Consider the following 17,418-nt stretch of genomic DNA (forward strand, 5'->3'; position numbering starts at 1 on the left):
CCCCCCCCCCCCCCCCCCCCCCCCCCCCCCCCCCCCCCCCCCCCCCCCCCCCCCCCCCCCCCCCCCCCCCCCCCCCCCCCCCCCCCCCCCCGGCCGTCGCGCGTCCGGGGAGGGCCTAGGCTCGCACAGGTCCACCGTTCGTCCGAGGGAGTCCCACCCCATGCGCACCTGGCGCAGCACGCTCACCGCCGCGGGCATCACCGAGCCCTCCCTGCGCGCCGACTACACCCGGCAGCGCGCCCTGGTCGCGTCCTACCGGCGCCAGTCCTACCTCGCCGTACGCCTCCTGCTGCCCCCGGCGCTCGTCCCGCACGTCATCGCCGCCACCGCCTTCATGCACCACACCGACACGCTCCTCGACCGGCCGGACGCCGCCGGAGCGGCGGGTGACGACACCTGTGCGACATGGGAGAAGGAGGTCCGCACGGCCCTGGACTCCGGCGCGAGCGCCCACCCCGTGCTGCGTCCGCTGCTGCGTACCGTCGCCGCCCACCCCCGGCTCCGCGCGCACGTCGAGGAGTTCCTCGCCGGCGCCCCCGTGGACCGCGACTTCACCGGGTTCGCCGGAGAGGCCGACTACCAGGCCTACGTCGACGCGTACTCGCTGCCCGCGTTCATGCTCATCGCCTGCCTCCTCCTGGCGCCCGACGCCGACCCCGGCGCCGCGCGGGAGGCCTGCCGCGCCTACATCGACGGCAGTCAGCGCCTCGACTTCGTCAACGACCTCGCCGACGACCTGCGGGACGGCCGGCTCGCCCTCCCGCAGGAGGCGATGGCCCGGCACGGCGTCACCCGCGCCGACCTCGAAGCGGGCCGGGACACCCCCGCGACGCGCGGCCTGGTCCGCGAGCTCCTCGGGCAGGCCCGCCGCGACCTGCTGGCCAGCCGCCGCCTGCCCGGGCTCGCGCCGCCCGCCCACCGGGCCTTCGTCCGCGCCGTGATCACCCTGGAGGTGCGCACCGCCGACGCGGCCCTCGCCCTGGGCACCGGCGTGCTGCGCGGATCGGCGCGCCCGCCCCTGCCCGTCCTCCTCAGGACACTGGTCCGCGCCCTGCGATGACGGCGCGCCCGGGCCGCGGCGCCGGGTGTCAGGCGTGGGAACGGACGCCGAAGTGGACGGTCTTGGCCGTCAGGAGGAAGAGGTCCGGGCGGCGGTCGACGCCCGCCGGGTCGGCCGGGTCGAGGAGACGGTCCAGCGTCGCGAGGTCCTCGGCGTCCAGGAGCCCGTCCAGCACCCCGCGCTGACGCTCCAGGTTCTGCCGCACCGAGCGGCGGGGCCCGTCGGCGAGCGGCGCGGGGTGGTCCACCAGGAACGTCCTGCTCCGCGCCTCGCCGAGCCCGGCGGCCCGCAGCATGCCCGGCCAGTCCTCGACCACCGCCACCGATCCGGGGAGCTCGGCGCGCATCCGGGCGAAGCGCTCGGCCATCGCCACGTCCAGGCGGGACTCCAGGCCGGGCCGGCCGAAGCCCAGGTCGCGCGGCAGCCGGCGCACCGGCAGCCCGCCCTCGACGACGGCCAGCACCCCGCCGGGCGCCAGCAGCCCCGCCAGCGCGTCCAGCGCCCCCTGCTGGTCGCCCACGTGGTGCACCACCTGCCCGGTCCACACCAGGTCGGCGGTGCCCAGCCCGGACAGCCCCGCCGGGAACTCCGCCACCCGGGTCCGCAGCCGGACCCCGAGCCGGTCGGCCCGCTCGGCGGCCCGGGCCAGCAGCTCGGGGGAGCCGTCCACCGCGGTCACCTCGGCCCCGGGGAAGGCGGCCGCCAGCCGGCAGGCCGCCACCCCGGGGCCGCTGCCGACGTCCAGGATCCGGCGCGGGGCCAGGCCGTCCAGCTCCTCGACGGCCTGCCGCACGTACGGGCTGTGCGTCTCGCCCTCCAGCTCCAGCAGATCGGCCATCGCCGCCCAGTCGAAGTCGTTCATCGTGTGCTCCCTCGGGTCGTCCGCGTGTCTGCCCCGACCCTGCGCGCGGTCGCCGCCGGTTGACAAACCTTGTTGCCGTTTCTGCAATAAGGCCATGGACGACGTACTCGCCGAGGTGGGGCCGCGGCTCCGCCGTATCCGCCGGCAGCGCGGCTGCACCCTCGCGGAGCTCTCGGAGGCCACCGGCATCTCCGTCAGCACGCTCTCCCGGCTGGAGTCCGGGCTGCGCAAGCCGGGCCTGGAACTGCTGCTGCCGATCGCGCACGCCCACCAGGTGCCGCTCGACGACCTGGTCGGCGCCCCGCCCGTGGGCGACCCGCGGATCCGCCTGAGACCCGTCGAGCGGAACGACTGCACCATCGTGCCGCTGACCCGCCAGCGCGGCGGGCCGCAGGCGTTCAAGATGGTCATCGACACCACCCGCAGCACCCCCGAGCCACGGACCCACGAGGGCTACGAATGGCTGTACGTGCTCAGCGGCAGGCTGCGGCTGGTGCTGGCGGACCGCGACCTCGTGCTCGGGTCCGGCGAGGCCGCCGAGTTCGACACCCGGCTGCCGCACTGGTTCGGCAGCACCGGCGAGGCGCCCGTCGAGGTCCTCAGCCTCTTCGGCCCGCAGGGCGAGCGGATGCACGTCCGCGCCAAGCCCGTGGCCAGGCCGGTCGCGAAGCCGGTCGCCGAGGCGGGGGACGACTGACAGGCGCCGGGGTCGCCCACCCCTCACTGTGGAAGAAGAACGCCGCGCGAGGGCGTTCTGTCCGAGGGGTCCGGCGGAAGGAGGGCCGGCGCGATGGACGATCCGATGACGCTCTTCCCCGAGAGCCCGGAGGACCCGTTCTCGGTCGCGCACGCCGCCTCGGCCGTGGTCGACGACCACGGCACGGTGGTGGGCTGGAGCCACGGCGCCGAGGCGCTGCTGGGTCACCGGGCGGGCGACGTCCTCGGCCGGCCCGCGCTCGACGTCCTGGTCGCCCCGGGCGACCGGGAAGGGGTGGCCCGGGCCGCGGCGGCCGGCCCGCGGGCCGCCGGCCGGTTCGGCGTGATCCCCGTCGTCCACCGCGACGGCCACCGCCTCGACCTGGGCGTGCGCGCCCGCGGCGTCACGCGCGGGGACTCCGGGCGCGAATGGTTCCTGGTGGGCGCCCCGGCCGCGGACGTCGTCCAGTGGGAGACGGACCGCTCGGTGCTGGACGGGCTGTTCCGGCGGTCGCCCATCGGCCTGGCCGTCCACGATCCCGACCTGAACATCCTGCGCGTCAACCGCGCCATCGCCCGCATCGGCGGCGTCACGGCCGAGCAGACCAGGGGCCGGCGCACCGGCGACTTCCTCGTCGCCCAGGACGCCGAGACCGTCGAGCGCCGACTCCGGCGGGTCCTGGAGACCGGCGACCCGATGATCTTCACCGAGCAGCCGTGCCGGCTGCGTTCCGATCCCTCCCGCGCCCGGTACGTGTCGGTCTCCGCCTTCCGCCTGGAGGACTCGGCGGGCGGCATCCTCGGCGTCACCCAGCTGGTCGAGGACGTCACCGAACGCCACCGGGCCCGGCTGCGGCTGGCGCTCCTCAACGAGGCCGGCGCCCGCCTCGGGACCACCCTCGACGTGGCCGCCACCACCCGCGAGCTCGCCGAGGTCGTCGTCCCCGAGCTCGCCGACTGCGCCACCGTCGACCTCCTGGAGCCCGTGAGCCGCGGCGAGGAGCCCACCTCCGACGGCCCCGGCGCCCTCCGCAGAGCGGCCGTGCGGTCCGCCGTCCGGTGCGGTGCGGACGTCCTCGGGACGCAGGGCACGGTCCTCCACTTCCCGCCGGGTTCCCCCCAGGCGACCTGCCTGGCGGACCAGACCCCCCTCCTCGTCCCGTCCCTGCGCACCCCCGAGGACCTGGCCGCGGTGGCGCACGACCGGGCCGCCCTCGCCCAGAGCGCGGGCGTCCACTCCGTCCTGATGCTGCCCCTGGCCGCCCGTGGGCTCGTCCTGGGCCTGGTCACCCTGTGGCGCTCCCGCACCCCCGAACCGTTCGAGGCCGACGACCTCACCCTCGCCGGCGAGTTCGCCGCCCGCGCCGCCGTCTGCATCGACAACGCCCGCCGCTACACCCGCCAGCACCAGGCCGCGCTCACCCTCCAGCGCCGCCTGCTGCCGGCCGGGCTGCCCGAGCTGCCGGCCGCCGAGGTCGCCCACCAGTACATCCCGGCGGGCGCCGCGGAGGGCGTCGGCGGCGACTGGTTCGACGTCATCCCGCTGTCCGGGGCCCGCGTCGCCCTCGTCGTCGGCGACGTCCTCGGGCACGGCATCGACGCCGCGGCCACCATGGGCAGGCTGCGCACCGCCGTCCACACCCTGGCCGAGCTCGACCTCGAACCCGACGAGGTCCTCTCGCACCTCGACGACCTGGTGCATCGGCTCGCCGCCGAACAGGAGGACGGTACCGGCGACTTCCCCATGGACCAGGTGACCGGCGCCAGCTGCCTGTACGCCGTCTACGACCCGGTCTCCCGCTGCTGCGTCATGGCCCGCGCGGGCCACCCGCCGCCCGCCGTGGTGACCTCCGGCGGGCGGGTGGGCTTCCCCGAGCTGCCCGCGGGGCCGCCCCTGGGGCTGGGCGGGCTGCCCTTCGAGGCGGCCGAGTTCGAGGTCGAGGAGGGCAGCGTGCTCGCCCTCTTCACCAACGGCCTGATCCATCTTCCGGGCCGGGACGTCGACGAGATGCTCGCCCGCCTCTCCAAGGAGCTCTCCGCGGAACCGGCCCGCCCGCTGGACGAGACGGCCAAGGCCGTCGTGGCGGCCCTGCTGCCCGAGCGGCCCGCCGACGACGTCGCCCTCCTGCTGGCCCGCACCCGGGTCTTCCAGGACGAGCGGGTGGCCACCTGGACGCTGCCGGCCGACCCGCGGGCCGCCTCCCGGGCCCGCACCCTCATGACCGGGCAGCTCGGCGACTGGGGCCTGGAGGAGCTGGCCTTCAGCACCGAGATCATCGTCAGCGAGCTGGTCACCAACGCCTACCGCTACGCCGGCGGGCCGGTCACCCTCCGGCTGATCCTCGGCCCCTCCCTCATCTGCGAGGTCTCCGACACCAGCAACACCTCCCCGCACCTGCGCCGGGCCCGCACCACCGACGAGGGCGGCCGCGGCCTCTACCTGGTGGCCCAGCTCAGCGAGCGCTGGGGCACCCGGCACGGGCGCGAGGGCAAGACGGTCTGGACCGAGCAGCGGCTGCCGTGACCCGGCGGCCGGGTTCCGGCCGTGGCCAAGGGGCGGCATTGCCGGATTGCCGGGTTTCGAGTGATCATGCACGTCATGCACAGCGACCTCTTCGCCCACGAGAACATGGCCAAGCCGGCCACGACCCCCGGCATGTCCGTCCACAACGCCAAGTCCATCGTCTACGCCGTCGACGGTGAGTGCTACGCCCGTCAGGGCTCGATGGTCGCCTACCGCGGCGACCTCCGCTTCGAGCGGCAGGGCCAGGGCGTGGGGAATTTCCTCAAGCGCGCCGTGACCGGCGAGGGCCTGGCGCTGATGGCCGTGCGCGGCCGGGGCGAGGTGTGGTTCGCGCACGAGGCGGCCAACTGCTTCATCGTCGAGATAACCCCCGGCGAGAGCCTGACCGTCAACGGCCGCAACGTCCTGTGCTTCGACCCGACGCTGTCCTACGAGATCCAGACGGTCAAGGGCGCGGGCATGACCGGCGGCGGCCTGTTCAACAGCGTCTTCTCCGGCCACGGCAAGCTCGGCGTGATCTGCGAGGGCAACCCCATCGTCATCCCGGTCTCGCCGCAGTCCCCGGTGTACGTCGACACCGACGCGATCGTCGGCTGGTCGGCCAGCCTCCACACGTCCCTGCACCGCTCCCAGAGCCTGGGCTCGATGATCCGCGGCGGCTCGGGCGAGGCCGTCCAGCTGAAGCTGGAGGGCCAGGGCTTCGTGATCGTCCGCCCCAGCGAGGCGAAGCCGCAGAAGCAGCAGAACGGCTGACCCGCCCCGCTCGTCCCGGCTGGGGAGCCCCCGGCCGGGACGAGCGGTGGCCGCACGCGTCAGACGCTGACGCAGACGCCGTCCTCGATGGAGCGGTGGTCGCGCCTCAGGCCGGCGCAGACGAGCTTGGCGTTGCGCTGCTCGAAGCCCACCTCCCAGCGGTAGGAGGCCGCCTGGACCTCGGGGGAGCGGAAGCTGCCCCAGTAGGAGCGCAGGGTGCCGGGCAGACCGTCCTTGGTGCGCACCGTGATGTCCTGGACGAAACGGTTGTGATGGGCCGTCATGACGCAGAGATACCTGCCGCAGTGGGTGTCGACACCGTCCGGCCGCGCGGTGGCGGGGCCGCCCGAGGTGAGGGCGAGGGCGAGAGCGGCGAGGGCGACTGCGACCTTCTTCACGGATGTCCGCCTGTTCTTCTCCGGTCCGCACCCTGATGTGCGGAGGGGCCGCTTCAGTAGACCTGCGGGCGGCCGGTCCCGCGGCGGATTCCGGGCGGCGCCGCCTGATCAGGTGATGGCCTCCTGATCAGTTCCCCATCAGTCATATGATGGTTTCGTTGCAAAGGTCCGATGGCGGGAAAAATCGGGAACCCGGGGTCGTGAATCGTCCATCAGCAAGGACGGAAGTGACCGTCCTGTCCCTCGTGGGGCAGCAGCAGCCGGAGCAACACGATGACGAATTCAACCACCGGGGCCTATACCTCCCGGGGCCGCCGCCGCGCCTCCCGGGCCCGACGATGGGTCCTCGTCGGGGCGTCCGCCGCCGTGCTCGGGCTGATCGCGTGGCCGGTGATGAGCTACTACGAGATCCCACCCTTCACGGACAAGGGCGACCCCGTGAGCTACGACCGGTCCGACGCCCAGAACGGCACCGCCGCGAACTCCGGGACACTGCTGCCCACCGGCCCCAAGGCCGATTTCAAGAACGTCAAGACGCTGAGCGACGGCACCAAGGTCAGCGTCGTCACGCTGGACGGGCCGAAGTCCGGCTTCAAGGGCAAGGTGTGGGTCTGGGCGCCCAAGGAGTACACCGAGGACCCGAAGCTCGCCTCCAGCGGCTTCCCCGTCATGATCGCCCTGCCCGGCGGGCCCGGCCACGACGGCAACTACTGGTCGGTGGGCGAGTTCGGCCCGGACAAGCTGTCGCTGGAGAAGAGCGTCTCCAAGTGGTACCAGGAGGGGAAGAGCAAGCCGTTCCTGCTGGCCATGCCGATCCTCAACCCCGGGCCCGACACCAACGGCATCTACTGGGACGCCAGCGACATCCCCGACCAGCCGAAGATGGGCACCTGGCTGACCGAGGACGTCCCGAACCTGATGAAGGCCAACTTCCGCACGATCAAGTCCCGTGACGGCTGGAGCTACATGGGCTCCTCCACCGGTGGCTTCGCGAGCCTGAAGTCCGTGCTGAAGCACCCCGACAAGTTCAAGACCGCGATCGCCAACGGCCCCGACATCGTGCCCGACTCGCCGCTGTGGCGGGGCCACGAGAAGGAGAAGGCGGAGAACAACCCCGAGGTGCTGGCCAAGGACCTCATCGCCCGCAAGGGACCCGAGGTCTACATAGCCTTCCAGCACGGCACGAAGGAGAACACCAAGATGATCTCCGACGTGAAGAAGTTCATGACCACCTACGGCAAGGGCCCCGTCCACACCAAGCTCTGGGAGATACCGGGCGGCACCCACAACGGTGCCACGTACCTCAGGAACATGGAGGACCCCATGAAGTGGATCAGCGACCAGATGCAGGGACCGACGCCCTCCTCCTGACGTCGCCCGGATCGACGCCTCCTCAGCGCATCGTGTAGGTGAGGCAGTCGGCGGCGTCCTGGAGCGCGGCCACGGTGATCCCCGGCGCCTGGCACTCGAGCCCCACGTTGTGGAGGCAGCCGGACACCTTGCACGCCCCCACCCGGCCCACGGCCGAGGCGTCGCCGCCCTTGGCCGGGAAGGTGAAGAAGGTGTCGCACCGCGCGTGCGTCCCGTCCCCGACCGTGATGGCCAGGGCGTGACAGGTGCTGTCGTCGTTGTACGCGCAGTCGGCGACCTGGCACACGGCCACCTGGGGCATCTCCACGGCGCTCTCCTCGGTGCGGCGGTCCCACCCGTCGAGCGATGCCTTCCTCCGCGGACGCGCGGTGACACCGCCGGTCGCGTCCGTTCACCCGGAAGCCGGGACGGGCCGGGACGGGCCGGGGCGCGCGGCGGCCGCCTCAGGCCCGGATCTCCACACAGCTGCGCCCGCGCGGCACCTTGCTGCCGTCGTCGAGGTGCTCCCACCCCTCGGCGCAGATCTTCGTGCGGTCGGGCACGGTGCGGCCCAGCGCGAGCGAGTACCGGGACCGCTCGTGCCAGTGCTTGATCGAGCTGTCGCCCTCCAGGCCGCCGCCGTGCAGGTGGAAGTGGCCGAAGAACTGCGAGCCCGGGGGAGTGGTGGCCGTCACCCGCGCCACGTAGAGGGCCGTCCCGTCGACCGTGAGGCAGGTGCGGTCGGCGCAGGTCCGCCCGCCGGCGGACGCGGCGGGCGCGACGGCGCCGATCAGCGCGGCCAGGGCCAGCGCGCAGGCGGTCGTGCGCGGGAACCGGCGCCTCGGCGCCGGGGCGCGGGTGGGGACATGTTCCATGGGCTCGTCCTCGATCCGTTCGGGCCCGCTCGGGGCGTCGGTCAGGGGGGCATCCCAGTGCATGCCCAGCCCTCGGGCGACGATCCGGCCTGTCACCCGTGCGGGGCAACAGGGGACGCCCCGGGGGACGCGGGGCCGATTTGGCGGAGGGGTGGGAGATCCGTGTAATGTTCTCCGTGTCGCCAGGGAGACCGCGAGGAAAACCCCGGGGGCAAGCGGACAAGGGGCTATAGCTCAGTTGGTAGAGCGCCTGCATGGCATGCAGGAGGTCAGGAGTTCAATTCTCCTTAGCTCCACAGAAAAGGAAGAGGTCGCCGGAAACGGCGGCCTCTTCCTTTGCGTTCTCCGCTTTTCCACCGTCCCGCTCGCCGCCGCTTGACCCTCTCCCTACGTCAGGCCGCACGCTGATCCGGAACGAAAGGCGGTCGTATGAACTACTCGGTCGGGCAGGTGTCGGGCTTCGCCGGCGTCACGGTGCGCACCCTCCACCACTACGACAAGGCGGGGCTGCTCTGCCCCGGCGAGCGCAGCCCCGCGGGCTACCGGCTCTACAACGACGCGGACCTGGCACGCCTCCAGCAGATCCTCTTCTACCGGGAGCTGGGATTCCCGCTGGACGAGATCGCCGCCATCATGGCCGATCCCGACGCCAACGCCCTCGAGCACCTGCGCGAGCGGCACCTGCTGCTCAAGGCGCGGATCGCGAAGCTGACCCGGCTGGTCGAGGTCGCCGAACGCGCCATGGAGGTGCGGCGCACCGGCGTCCAGCTGAGCCCCGAGGAGCGGTTCGAGGTCTTCGGCGAGGTCGCCTTCGACCTCAGCTACGCGACGGACGCCCACCTCAAGTGGGGCCACAGCGAGGGCCACCGGCGCTCGATGGCCCGGGCCGCCGCCCACACCAAGGAGGACTGGCGGCAGATCATGACGGAGGCCGCCGCCTGGCGGGCCCGGCTGATCGCCGCGTACGAGGAGGACGAGGCCCCCGGCGGGGAACGCGCCATGGCGCTCGCCGAGGAGCACCGGGACCACATCGGCCGCTGGTTCACCCCCTGCCCGCCCGAGATGCACTGCCGCATCGCCGACGACTACGTCGAGGACGCCCGCGCCTTCGCGCTCGTCGTCCCCCCGTCCGAACAGCGCCCCGGACTGGCCGCCTTCCTCCGGGCCGCCGTCCACGCCAACGCCGAAGGAGCCCGGAACCGATGAGGATCCTCGTCATGACGGCCGGCTCCCGCGGTGACGTCGCCCCGTACACGGGGGTCGGCGTCCGTCTGCGCGAGGCCGGCCACCAGGTCGCCGTCGCAGCCCCCGAGTCCCTCGCCGGCCTCGTCGCCGGCAGCGGCCTGGACTTCCACGGCCTGCCCGCCGACCCCCGGGGCCGGCCCCCGGCCGCCGGCGGCGCTCCCGCCGGGAAGCGCGACGGCACGGCCGCCCTCGTCCGCGCGGCGTCGGCCTTCGTCCGCGACCTCGGCCGGGGGCTGGCCGACGCGGCCGTCGCGCACCGTGCCGAGCTGCTGGTGCTCTCCACCACCACGGCCCCGCTGGGCTGGCACGTCGCCGAGGCCCTGGACATCCCCGTCCTGGGCGCCTACCTGCAGCCCGTGGTCCCCACCGGGGAGTTCCCGCCCGTGGTCGGCGCGACCCGGTCGCTCGGCCGGTGGGGCAACCGCGCCGCCGGGCGGCTGGCGCTGCGCGTCGTCGACCGCGTGCACGCCACCGCCGTAGGGGACCTGCGCGCCCGGCTGGAGCTGCCCGCCCGCTCCGCGCGCGAGGAGCGCCGACGGCGGGAACGCGCGGCCTGGCCGGTCCTCCACGGCTTCAGCCCCGTCCTCCTGCCCCGCCCGGCCGACTGGCGCGAAGGGCTGGACGTCGTCGGCGCCTGGTGGCCCCACACGGATCCCGGGCAGCGCCTGCCGGACGAGGTCGAGGACTTCCTGAGCGCCGGCCCGCCCCCGGTCCTCATCGGCTTCGGCAGCATGGCGGCGGGCGAGGGGGAGCGCCTGAGCGCACTCGCCGTCGAAGCGCTGCGCCGGGCCGGCGTACGCGGGGTGCTGCAGACGGGCCACGCCGGCCTGGAGGCGGCCGGCGACGACGTGCTGACCGTCGGCGATCTGCCGCACGCGCTGCTCATGCCCCGCACGGCCGCCGTGGTCCATCACGCCGGCGCGGGCACCACGGCCGCGGCGCTGAGGGCCGGTGTGCCGGCCGTCCCGGTCCCGGTCATGGCCGACCAGCCGTTCTGGGCCGGGCGCGTCGCCGCCCTCGGCGCGGCGACCGCCCCCGTGCCGTTCGCCGCGCTGACCGCCGAGCGCCTGGCTGACGCCGTCCGGCGGGCCGTCGAGGATCCCGTCCACCGTGAGCGGGCCGGACGCGCCGCCGCCGCGATGGCGGCCGAGGACGGCGCCGGGGAGGTGGCCCGGCGGGTGGAGCGCATGGCGTGACGGACGCGTGGGCACCGCGGGGCGTCCCCGCGCGTCCGGTTGTCGCCTCGACGCGGCGCCCGGCACGCACGACACTGCGGGTGGCCCCGAACCGTCCCGACGCCCGCGAGAGGAGCCGGCGTGATCAGCCTGAGCGAGACCCTGGCACTGCAGACCGTCGAGGACTTCCTGACCCCGGACGACCTGGACCGGCTGCGCAAGATCATGGACGCCGAGCACGCGGTCACCGGGTGGCGGCCCACCCACCCGGCGGACGTGGTGGCGGCCCCGGCCCAGGCCCAGGAGATCCTGCGCGTGGCCACGGCCCGCGCCCTGCCGGTACTGCGACGGGTGCTGCCCTCGGCCGCCGCCGACGCGCCCTGGGCGTACACGGAGCTGACGGCGGGCCAGGAGGTGCCCGCCCACATCGACGGCATCCCCGACCCGGAGCTCGCACCCCGGCGGGTCGGCCGGATCGGCGTGGTCCTCGACCGTCCGGCGGCCGGCGGCCAGTTCTACGTCGACACGACCTCCGGCCCCTCGGTCTGGAGCGGCACCGTCGTCGGCGAGGCGGAGGGGTACGCCCCCGGGACGGCGCTGACCCGGATGCTGCCCCATCAGGCCGTGGCCCGGCACGCCGCCGAACCGGACTGGCTGCGCGCCGCGGCGCGCACCCGGTGGATCACCGAAGCGCCGCCCGGCGTGGCGATCGCCTATGGCGCGCAGCTCGTCCACGGGGTGCTCCCCGTCCGGGCGGGACGGATGCGGAAGTTCGTCACCGACCTGATGGACGCCCCGCGCCGCTGACCCCCGGCCGCCATCCGTCGCCCGGCCCGGCCAGCAGGGCCCCCAGGGCGGTGCGGCGGTGGAGGACCGCCCGCCCCGCGCGCACCGTGGTGATCAGGCCGGCGCCGCGCAGCGCGGCGGCATGGGCGGAGGCGGTGGCGGCGCCAATGCCCAGCCGGCGCGCCAGGTCACTGGTGGTGTGCTCCTCGGCGAGCACCAGCAGAGCCTCGTACCGGGTCCGGCCGAGCACCGCGGCCAGGGCCTCGTACGAACCGGGCGCCGTCCCCGGCGACAGGGGCAGCCCGGGACCCGCCGGGTAGGTGAGGTGGAGCGGGCCCCCCGGCGGCCGCGCGACGACGGGACGGCCGGTCCAGTGGAAGGTGGGCACGAGCACCACCCCCCGGCCGTCCGCGCGGAACTCCCGCTCGCCCGGCGCGTCCAGCTCCCAGACGTCACCGCGCAGCCGGGACCCGGGGACCAGGCCGGCGAGCGCGCCGGCGAGGCCGTGCTCGGCCACGGCCAGCGCGTGGCGGCCGAACTCCGCCCGGTGGAGGTCCTGCACCAGCGGCCACACAGGCGCCAGGACCGTCTCGAACGCCGCCCGCCGCGCCCGCTCCAGGACCTGCCACGAGGCGGCGTCGCCGCGGTGCAGGGCGCGGACCCACGCCGGGGCCGGGACGCCGCTGCCGGCGTACACGCGCTCGATCTCCGCGCGGACGAGGGCGGGCGGCGTGGCCCGGGCCGCCTCCAGACCCTCCGTCAGACCGTCCTCGAACACGTCCAGGAAGGCGGGGGCCGCCGGCCCGGGGACCAGGTCCGCCATCGGCTCGGCGGCACCGGGCAGTGACCGGAACAGACGCCTCCGCCAGCGCCCGAAGAGCAGCTCGTCCTCGCGGCCGCACAGCATCATCAGCGCCGCGTTGAGCTCCTGCAGCGGAGCCGGCCGGGGCGCGATGCGCACCCGGGCGACGTCGGCGGCCGTGAGACGGATACGGATCACTACGCTCCCCGGCGGGTCGGTGCCATCGTTTCGGGCAGGACCGCAACCTTCGCCCCCGCTCCCCCCGGCGCGCCAGCATGCCATACGGCACGAGGACCGATGCCACAGGTGAAGGAGAGAACATCATGACCGTCATGTCCCGGGGGCCGGCCGACGTGAGCCGGCGGACCGTCACCGCGGCCGCCGCCGCGGCGGCCGCGGTGCTGTTCACGGGCGGCCGGGGGGCCGCCGCCGAGCGGGCCCGGCCGGCGGGGGTGGTCCCGCGGCTGCCCGCGCCCACGGGCCCGTACCCGCTCGGCACGACCACGCTGCATCTCGTCGACCGCTCCCGGCGCGACCCGCTGGAGCCCGCGATCCCGTTCCGGGAGGTGATGGCCACGGTGTTCTATCCGGCGCGCCACCCGGCGCCGGCCGGCCCCGGCCGGCCGTACGCGCCGTGGATGTCCCCCGGCGCCGCCGCGGAGATGATCGACCCCCTGTGGCACCGGGAGCTGCCCCGGACGGGCGTGGACTGGGCGGGCATCGCGACGCACGCCCGCACCGGGGCCCCGGCGCTGCCCGGCCGCCGGCCCGTGCTGCTCTACAGCCCGGGCGGCGGCGACCCACGCGCGACCGGTACCGCGCTCGCCGAGGAACTGGCCGCCCACGGCTACGTGGTGGTGACGGTCGACCACCCCGGCGACGCGTCCGAGGTCGAGTTCCCCTTCCCGGCGCCGGGCCGGGACCGCGTCCGGCACACCGTGCTCAGGGACGATCCGCGCAAGGACCCGCGGCTCTTCCGCACCCTCGTCGCCACGCGCGTCGCGGACGTGCGGTTCGTCCTCGACCGGCTGGCCGGCCTCGCCGCCGGGCGGAACCCGGACGCGGAGGGTCGCCCCCTGCCCGAGGGCCTCGCCCGCGCGCTGGACCCGCGCCGGACGGGCGTCTACGGCCACTCCGCCGGCGGCACCACCGCGGCCCAGACACTGTACGAGGACCGGCGCGTCGGCGCCGCCGTCAATTTGGAGGGATTCCTGAACCATCCGCCGCAGGGGCCGGGCCAGGAGGGCGAGTTGTTCCCGGTGGCCCGGCACGGGACGGACCGGCCGCTGCTCCTGCTGGGCACCGACGGCTTCCACGACGGGGACATCGACCGCTCCTGGTCCGCCGTGCTCGCCCGCTCGCACGGGCGCGCCCGCCGGCTGCGGATCGACGACGCCGCGCACTGGGCGCTGACCGACTACGCGGCCATCGCGCCGCGGTTGCGGGCCGCCGGGCTGATGACCCGTGAGGGGCAGCTGGCGCTGGTGGGCGGCGCCCCCGAGCGGGCGGTGCACCGGGTGCGTGGACACGTGCTGTCCTTCTTCGCCCGGCACCTTCCGGTCCGCTGAGATCTGAGTAGCCGTCCTGAGTACGAACGCTCAGGCCGGGGGCCTGGCGGGGAGGGAAGAATGGCGTCATGAGCACGCCACACCCCGTCAGCCCGCCCCCGTACCCGCCGGTTCCGGCCTGTCCGCCCCCGCCGGCGCCCCCGAGGCCCCGCGCCCGCCGCCGGACCGTGGCCGTCGTCGGGGCGGCGCTCCTCGTGACGCTGGCCGCCGGCGCGGCCGTGTGGTGGGCGACCGGCGACGGGGACGGCTCCCCGCTGGCGGGCCGGCCGAGGGCCATGGACGACCGGGCCGGGCTCTCCTACGCCGTACCCGAGGGCTGGGAGCGCCGCGACGGCGGAGGGCTGATCCAGGGCTTCACCTCCATGATCTCCACGAAGCGCGACGCGGGCGCCACGTCCTCGGGGGACGACGGCGACAAGGGCGGGGCCATGGTCCTCACCGGCCCCGCGCGGGCCGTGCCGCGAGCCGATCTGAAGCGGCAGACGGAACGGGCCGCCCGGTCGAACGCCGAGTTCTTCTTCCCCGACGGGCACACGAGGCTGGAGGAGTCCCGGGAGACGGCCGTGAGCGGCCGGCCCGCCCACACGGTGGCCCTCGCCGTCGACGACCGCGAAGGCCGGCCCGCCCATCTCCGCCTCACCCTCGTCGCGGTCGACGCGAGCCGCTCCGGCTTCCTCCTGGGCGTCTCCCAGCCCGCCGGCCAGGTCGGCCGGGACGTCGTCGACGCGGTACTCGCGAGCGCCGCCGTGCCCGGCGCGCGGAACGACTCCTGAGGCTTCGGCGGTGGGTGACGCCCCGGGGTGCGGCGGCCGGACCGTTCCCCTAGCGTGGAGGCGAGCGGCCCTTCTGCCCCGACCAGGGATGCGCCCGGTGCCCGTCGGGCCCGACGCCACCGCGTCCTCAGGGAGACACCATGGCCCATCACCGTGCCGCCCGCCGCCCCGCCGCCGTCCACGCGCTGGCGGCGATCCGGCTCTTCAACGGTTTCGCCGGCCTCCTCGCGCCGTCCCTGCTGATCCGGCGCTTCGAACCCGGCCGGCGACCCGGCCCGGCGGCCGTCTACGCGTTCCGGCTCTTCGGTGTCCGGACGATTCTGCTCGGCGTGGACCTGCTGACGCACGAGGGCGATCGGCTGCGCGAGGACCTGCGCGAGGGCGTCCTCGTGCACGCCAGCGACACCGCCACGGCGGCGCTGCTCGGCCTCGGCGGCCGGGTGCGGCCCCGGACGGCCGTCCTGACCACGCTCATCTCCGCCACCAACACGGTCCTGGCCGCCACCTCGGTCGACCGTGTCCCCGGCGCCTCCGCCACGGTCGCCCCCTCCGGCCGGCGTTGCCGCTGCCGGTGGAGGAAGGCGCCGTGACCGCGGGGACGCGTCCGCCCACCGCCGAGACCGGCTTCGACTACGTCGTCGTGGGCGCCGGCGCGGGCGGCGGACCGCTCGCGGCCAACCTGGCGACGGCCGGCCACCGCGTGCTGCTGCTCGACGCGGGCGGCGCCGAGGACAACGACGCCTACGCGGTGCCCGCCTTCCACGCCGACGCGTCCGAGGACCCCGCCCAGCGCTGGGACTACTTCGTGCGCCACTACGCCGACGAACAGCAGCACCAGCGCGACAGCAAGGTGGTGCCCGACGCCGGCATCCTCTACCCGCGCGCCGGCACGCTCGGCGGCTGCACCGCCCACCACGCGCTGATCACCGTCTACCCGTACAACCGCGACTGGGACGCCATCGCCGAGGAGACCGGCGACTCCTCCTGGCGCAGCTCGGCCATGCGCCGCTACTTCGAGCGGCTGGAGCGCTGCACCTACCGGGACGGGCCCCGCACACCGCCCCGCCACGCCCTGCTGGCGGCCCTGCTGAGACTGCTGCCGGTCGTCGGCGCGGCGTACCGCAACGACGGGCGGCACGGGTTCGACGGCTGGCTCACCACCGCGCTCGCCGACCCCCACCTGATCGTCCAGGACAAGCAGCTGCTGAAGGTCATCCTCTCGGCCGCGGAGGAGACGCTGGAGGACTTCCTCGGCCGGCCGCTGTCCCCCCGCGAGGGGCTGGACTCCTTCGCCGACCCCAACGACTGGCGGGTGCAGACGCAGGCCCTGCAAGGACTCTGGCGGATCCCGCTGTCCACCGCGCACGGCCGGCGCAGCGCCGCCCGCGAGCGCGTCCGGGCGGTCATGGAGCGCCACCCCGACCACCTCGTGGTCCGTACGGACACCCTGGTGACCCGGGTCGTCCTCGACGACGCCGGGAGGGCCGTCGGCGTCGACTGCCTGGAGCACCCGCACGCCTACCGGGCCGACCCGGGCTGCACGGCCGCGGCCGGGGAGCGGCCGGTCCGCCGCGTGTTCGCCGCCCGCGAGGTGATCCTGGCGGCCGGTTCCTTCAACACCCCCCAGCTGCTGATGCTCTCCGGCATCGGACCGCCCGACGAGCTGCGGCTGCACGGCATCCCCGTCCGCGCCGCGCTGCCGGGCGTCGGCGCCAACCTCCAGGACCGCTACGAGGTGGGCGTGGTCAGCGAGATGGACCGTGAGTTCCCCGTGGTCAAGGACTGCGACTTCCATCCGCCCCGGCCCGGGGTGGAACCGGACCGCTGCTACCGCGCCTGGCAGCACGGCGAGGGCCTGTACACCACCAACGGCGCGGTCGTCGGCATCACCCGCGCCTCCCGCCCGGACCTCGACGCGCCGGACCTGTTCATCTTCGGCGGGCCCTTCGACTTCCGCGGCTACCGGCCCGGCTACGCGCGCGACCTGACCCGCCACCGGGACCGCTTCACCTGGGCCGTGCTCAAGGCCCGTACGCGCAACACCGGCGGCACGGTGCGGCTGCGGTCCGCCGACCCCAGGGACACGCCCCTGATCGACTTCCACTACTTCACCGAGGGCACGGACGCCGAGGGCCGGGACCTGGAGGCGATGGCCGACGCCGTGGAGTTCGTCCGCCGGATGAACCGGCGGGCCGACTCGGTGATCGTGCGGGAGCTGTGGCCGGGGCCCCAGGTGCGCGACCGCGAGGACGTCCGCCGCTTCGTCCGGGACGAGGCGTGGGGCCACCACGCCTCCTGCACCTGCCGGATGGGCCGGGCCGACGACCCGGCGGCCGTCGTCGACAGCCGGTTCCGAGTGCGCGGCGTGCCCGGCCTGCGGATCGTGGACGCCTCCGTCTTCCCCCGCATCCCCGGCTTCTTCATCGTCACACCGGTCTACATGATCAGCGAGAAGGCGAGCGACGTCATCCTCGCCGACGCGGCCCGCACCGCGCCCCGCACGACCTCCCCACCACCCGCCGCCTGAAGCAGGGCCGCCCAAGGAGGACAC

The 17,418-nt window shown here is 75.1% G+C and carries 17 protein-coding genes and 1 tRNA gene; 13 read left to right on the plus strand and 5 right to left on the minus strand.

All coding sequences use genetic code 11. From position 1 onward, the window contains the following. Window positions 1-160 precede the first annotated feature (160 nt). Window positions 161-1,060, plus strand: coding sequence for a phytoene/squalene synthase family protein (locus AC07BS_RS30305; protein WP_478643872.1), 900 nt, complete (start codon window positions 161-163; stop codon window positions 1,058-1,060). A 28-nt stretch (window positions 1,061-1,088) separates the two neighbouring features. On the opposite strand, the gene AC07BS_RS30310 is transcribed toward AC07BS_RS30305, so the two are convergent. After that, a complete protein-coding gene (locus tag AC07BS_RS30310) occupies window positions 1,089-1,922 on the minus strand; it encodes a class I SAM-dependent methyltransferase (protein WP_478643871.1) in 834 nt (277 codons plus the stop codon). Window positions 1,923-2,016: 94 nt separating this feature from the next. Here AC07BS_RS30310 and AC07BS_RS30315 point away from each other — a divergent pair, with 94 nt between their 5' ends. The 3 genes from AC07BS_RS30315 to AC07BS_RS30325 all read left to right on the plus strand — a co-directional run bounded on the left by AC07BS_RS30315 (window position 2,017) and on the right by AC07BS_RS30325 (window position 5,895). Next, window positions 2,017-2,619 carry a helix-turn-helix domain-containing protein gene (locus AC07BS_RS30315; protein ID WP_478643869.1) on the plus strand — a complete coding sequence of 201 codons (603 nt, stop codon included), beginning with the start codon at window positions 2,017-2,019 and terminating at the stop codon, window positions 2,617-2,619. A gap of 93 nt (window positions 2,620-2,712) precedes the next feature. Next, on the plus strand, window positions 2,713-5,142 hold the full coding sequence (locus AC07BS_RS30320) for a SpoIIE family protein phosphatase (RefSeq protein WP_478643868.1): 2,430 nt from the start codon (window positions 2,713-2,715) through the stop codon (window positions 5,140-5,142). 75 nt (window positions 5,143-5,217) lie between these two features. Continuing rightward, the gene (locus AC07BS_RS30325; protein WP_478643867.1) at window positions 5,218-5,895 is read left to right on the plus strand and encodes an AIM24 family protein; all 678 of its coding nucleotides are present in this window, start codon (window positions 5,218-5,220) and stop codon (window positions 5,893-5,895) included. Window positions 5,896-5,954: 59 nt separating this feature from the next. Here the strand turns inward: AC07BS_RS30325 and AC07BS_RS30330 are convergent, their stop codons facing one another. Further along, complete coding sequence (locus AC07BS_RS30330; RefSeq protein ID WP_478643866.1) at window positions 5,955-6,293, minus strand: hypothetical protein; 339 nt, start codon at window positions 6,291-6,293, stop codon at window positions 5,955-5,957. A gap of 273 nt (window positions 6,294-6,566) precedes the next feature. On the opposite strand from AC07BS_RS30330, the gene AC07BS_RS30335 reads away from it, so the two are divergent. Continuing rightward, window positions 6,567-7,664 carry an alpha/beta hydrolase gene (locus AC07BS_RS30335; RefSeq protein ID WP_478935095.1) on the plus strand — a complete coding sequence of 366 codons (1,098 nt, stop codon included), beginning with the start codon at window positions 6,567-6,569 and terminating at the stop codon, window positions 7,662-7,664. Between the two features lie 22 nt (window positions 7,665-7,686). Here AC07BS_RS30335 and AC07BS_RS30340 read toward each other — a convergent pair whose 3' ends face one another. Together AC07BS_RS30340 and AC07BS_RS30345 are read right to left on the minus strand one after the other, a co-directional pair. Beyond that, entirely contained in the window at window positions 7,687-7,965 is a 279-nt protein-coding gene (locus AC07BS_RS30340; protein WP_478644187.1) for a DUF1540 domain-containing protein, read from the minus strand. Between the two features lie 142 nt (window positions 7,966-8,107). Beyond that, window positions 8,108-8,518: a hypothetical protein gene (locus tag AC07BS_RS30345; protein ID WP_478643862.1), complete on the minus strand. Its 411-nt coding sequence runs from the start codon at window positions 8,516-8,518 to the stop codon at window positions 8,108-8,110. Window positions 8,519-8,741: 223 nt separating this feature from the next. Here AC07BS_RS30345 and AC07BS_RS30350 point away from each other — a divergent pair. From AC07BS_RS30350 to AC07BS_RS30365, 4 genes are all read left to right on the plus strand, one after another. After that, window positions 8,742-8,814, plus strand: a tRNA-Ala gene (locus AC07BS_RS30350). 133 nt (window positions 8,815-8,947) lie between these two features. After that, window positions 8,948-9,724, plus strand: a complete 777-nt coding sequence (locus tag AC07BS_RS30355) for a MerR family transcriptional regulator (RefSeq protein ID WP_478935096.1) — start codon at window positions 8,948-8,950, stop codon at window positions 9,722-9,724. Beyond that, a complete protein-coding gene (locus tag AC07BS_RS30360; RefSeq protein ID WP_478935097.1) occupies window positions 9,721-10,959 on the plus strand; it encodes a glycosyltransferase in 1,239 nt (412 codons plus the stop codon). The genes AC07BS_RS30355 and AC07BS_RS30360 overlap by 4 nt, the downstream gene beginning before the upstream one ends. 120 nt (window positions 10,960-11,079) lie before the next feature. Then, the gene (locus tag AC07BS_RS30365) at window positions 11,080-11,745 is read left to right on the plus strand and encodes a hypothetical protein (protein ID WP_478643854.1); all 666 of its coding nucleotides are present in this window, start codon (window positions 11,080-11,082) and stop codon (window positions 11,743-11,745) included. Here AC07BS_RS30365 and AC07BS_RS30370 read toward each other — a convergent pair. Further along, on the minus strand, window positions 11,714-12,724 hold the full coding sequence (locus AC07BS_RS30370) for a winged helix-turn-helix domain-containing protein (RefSeq protein ID WP_478935098.1): 1,011 nt from the start codon (window positions 12,722-12,724) through the stop codon (window positions 11,714-11,716). The two genes, AC07BS_RS30365 and AC07BS_RS30370, sit on opposite strands and share 32 nt — an antisense overlap. Before the next feature lie 125 nt (window positions 12,725-12,849). Here AC07BS_RS30370 and AC07BS_RS30375 point away from each other — a divergent pair, with 125 nt between their 5' ends. The 4 genes from AC07BS_RS30375 to AC07BS_RS30390 all read left to right on the plus strand — a co-directional run bounded on the left by AC07BS_RS30375 (window position 12,850) and on the right by AC07BS_RS30390 (window position 17,394). After that, window positions 12,850-14,094, plus strand: coding sequence for an alpha/beta hydrolase family protein (locus AC07BS_RS30375; protein WP_478935099.1), 1,245 nt, complete (start codon window positions 12,850-12,852; stop codon window positions 14,092-14,094). A 68-nt stretch (window positions 14,095-14,162) separates the two neighbouring features. Next, window positions 14,163-14,867: a hypothetical protein gene (locus tag AC07BS_RS30380; protein WP_478935100.1), complete on the plus strand. Its 705-nt coding sequence runs from the start codon at window positions 14,163-14,165 to the stop codon at window positions 14,865-14,867. Window positions 14,868-15,007: 140 nt separating this feature from the next. Beyond that, window positions 15,008-15,457 (plus strand): hypothetical protein, encoded by a 450-nt coding sequence (locus AC07BS_RS30385; protein ID WP_478643847.1) that lies wholly within the window; start codon window positions 15,008-15,010, stop codon window positions 15,455-15,457. Next, window positions 15,454-17,394 carry a GMC family oxidoreductase gene (locus tag AC07BS_RS30390; protein ID WP_478935101.1) on the plus strand — a complete coding sequence of 647 codons (1,941 nt, stop codon included), beginning with the start codon at window positions 15,454-15,456 and terminating at the stop codon, window positions 17,392-17,394. The genes AC07BS_RS30385 and AC07BS_RS30390 overlap by 4 nt, the downstream gene beginning before the upstream one ends. The last annotated feature ends 24 nt before the right edge of the window (window positions 17,395-17,418 follow it).

Source organism: Streptomyces sp. NPDC044063, assembly GCF_056434285.1.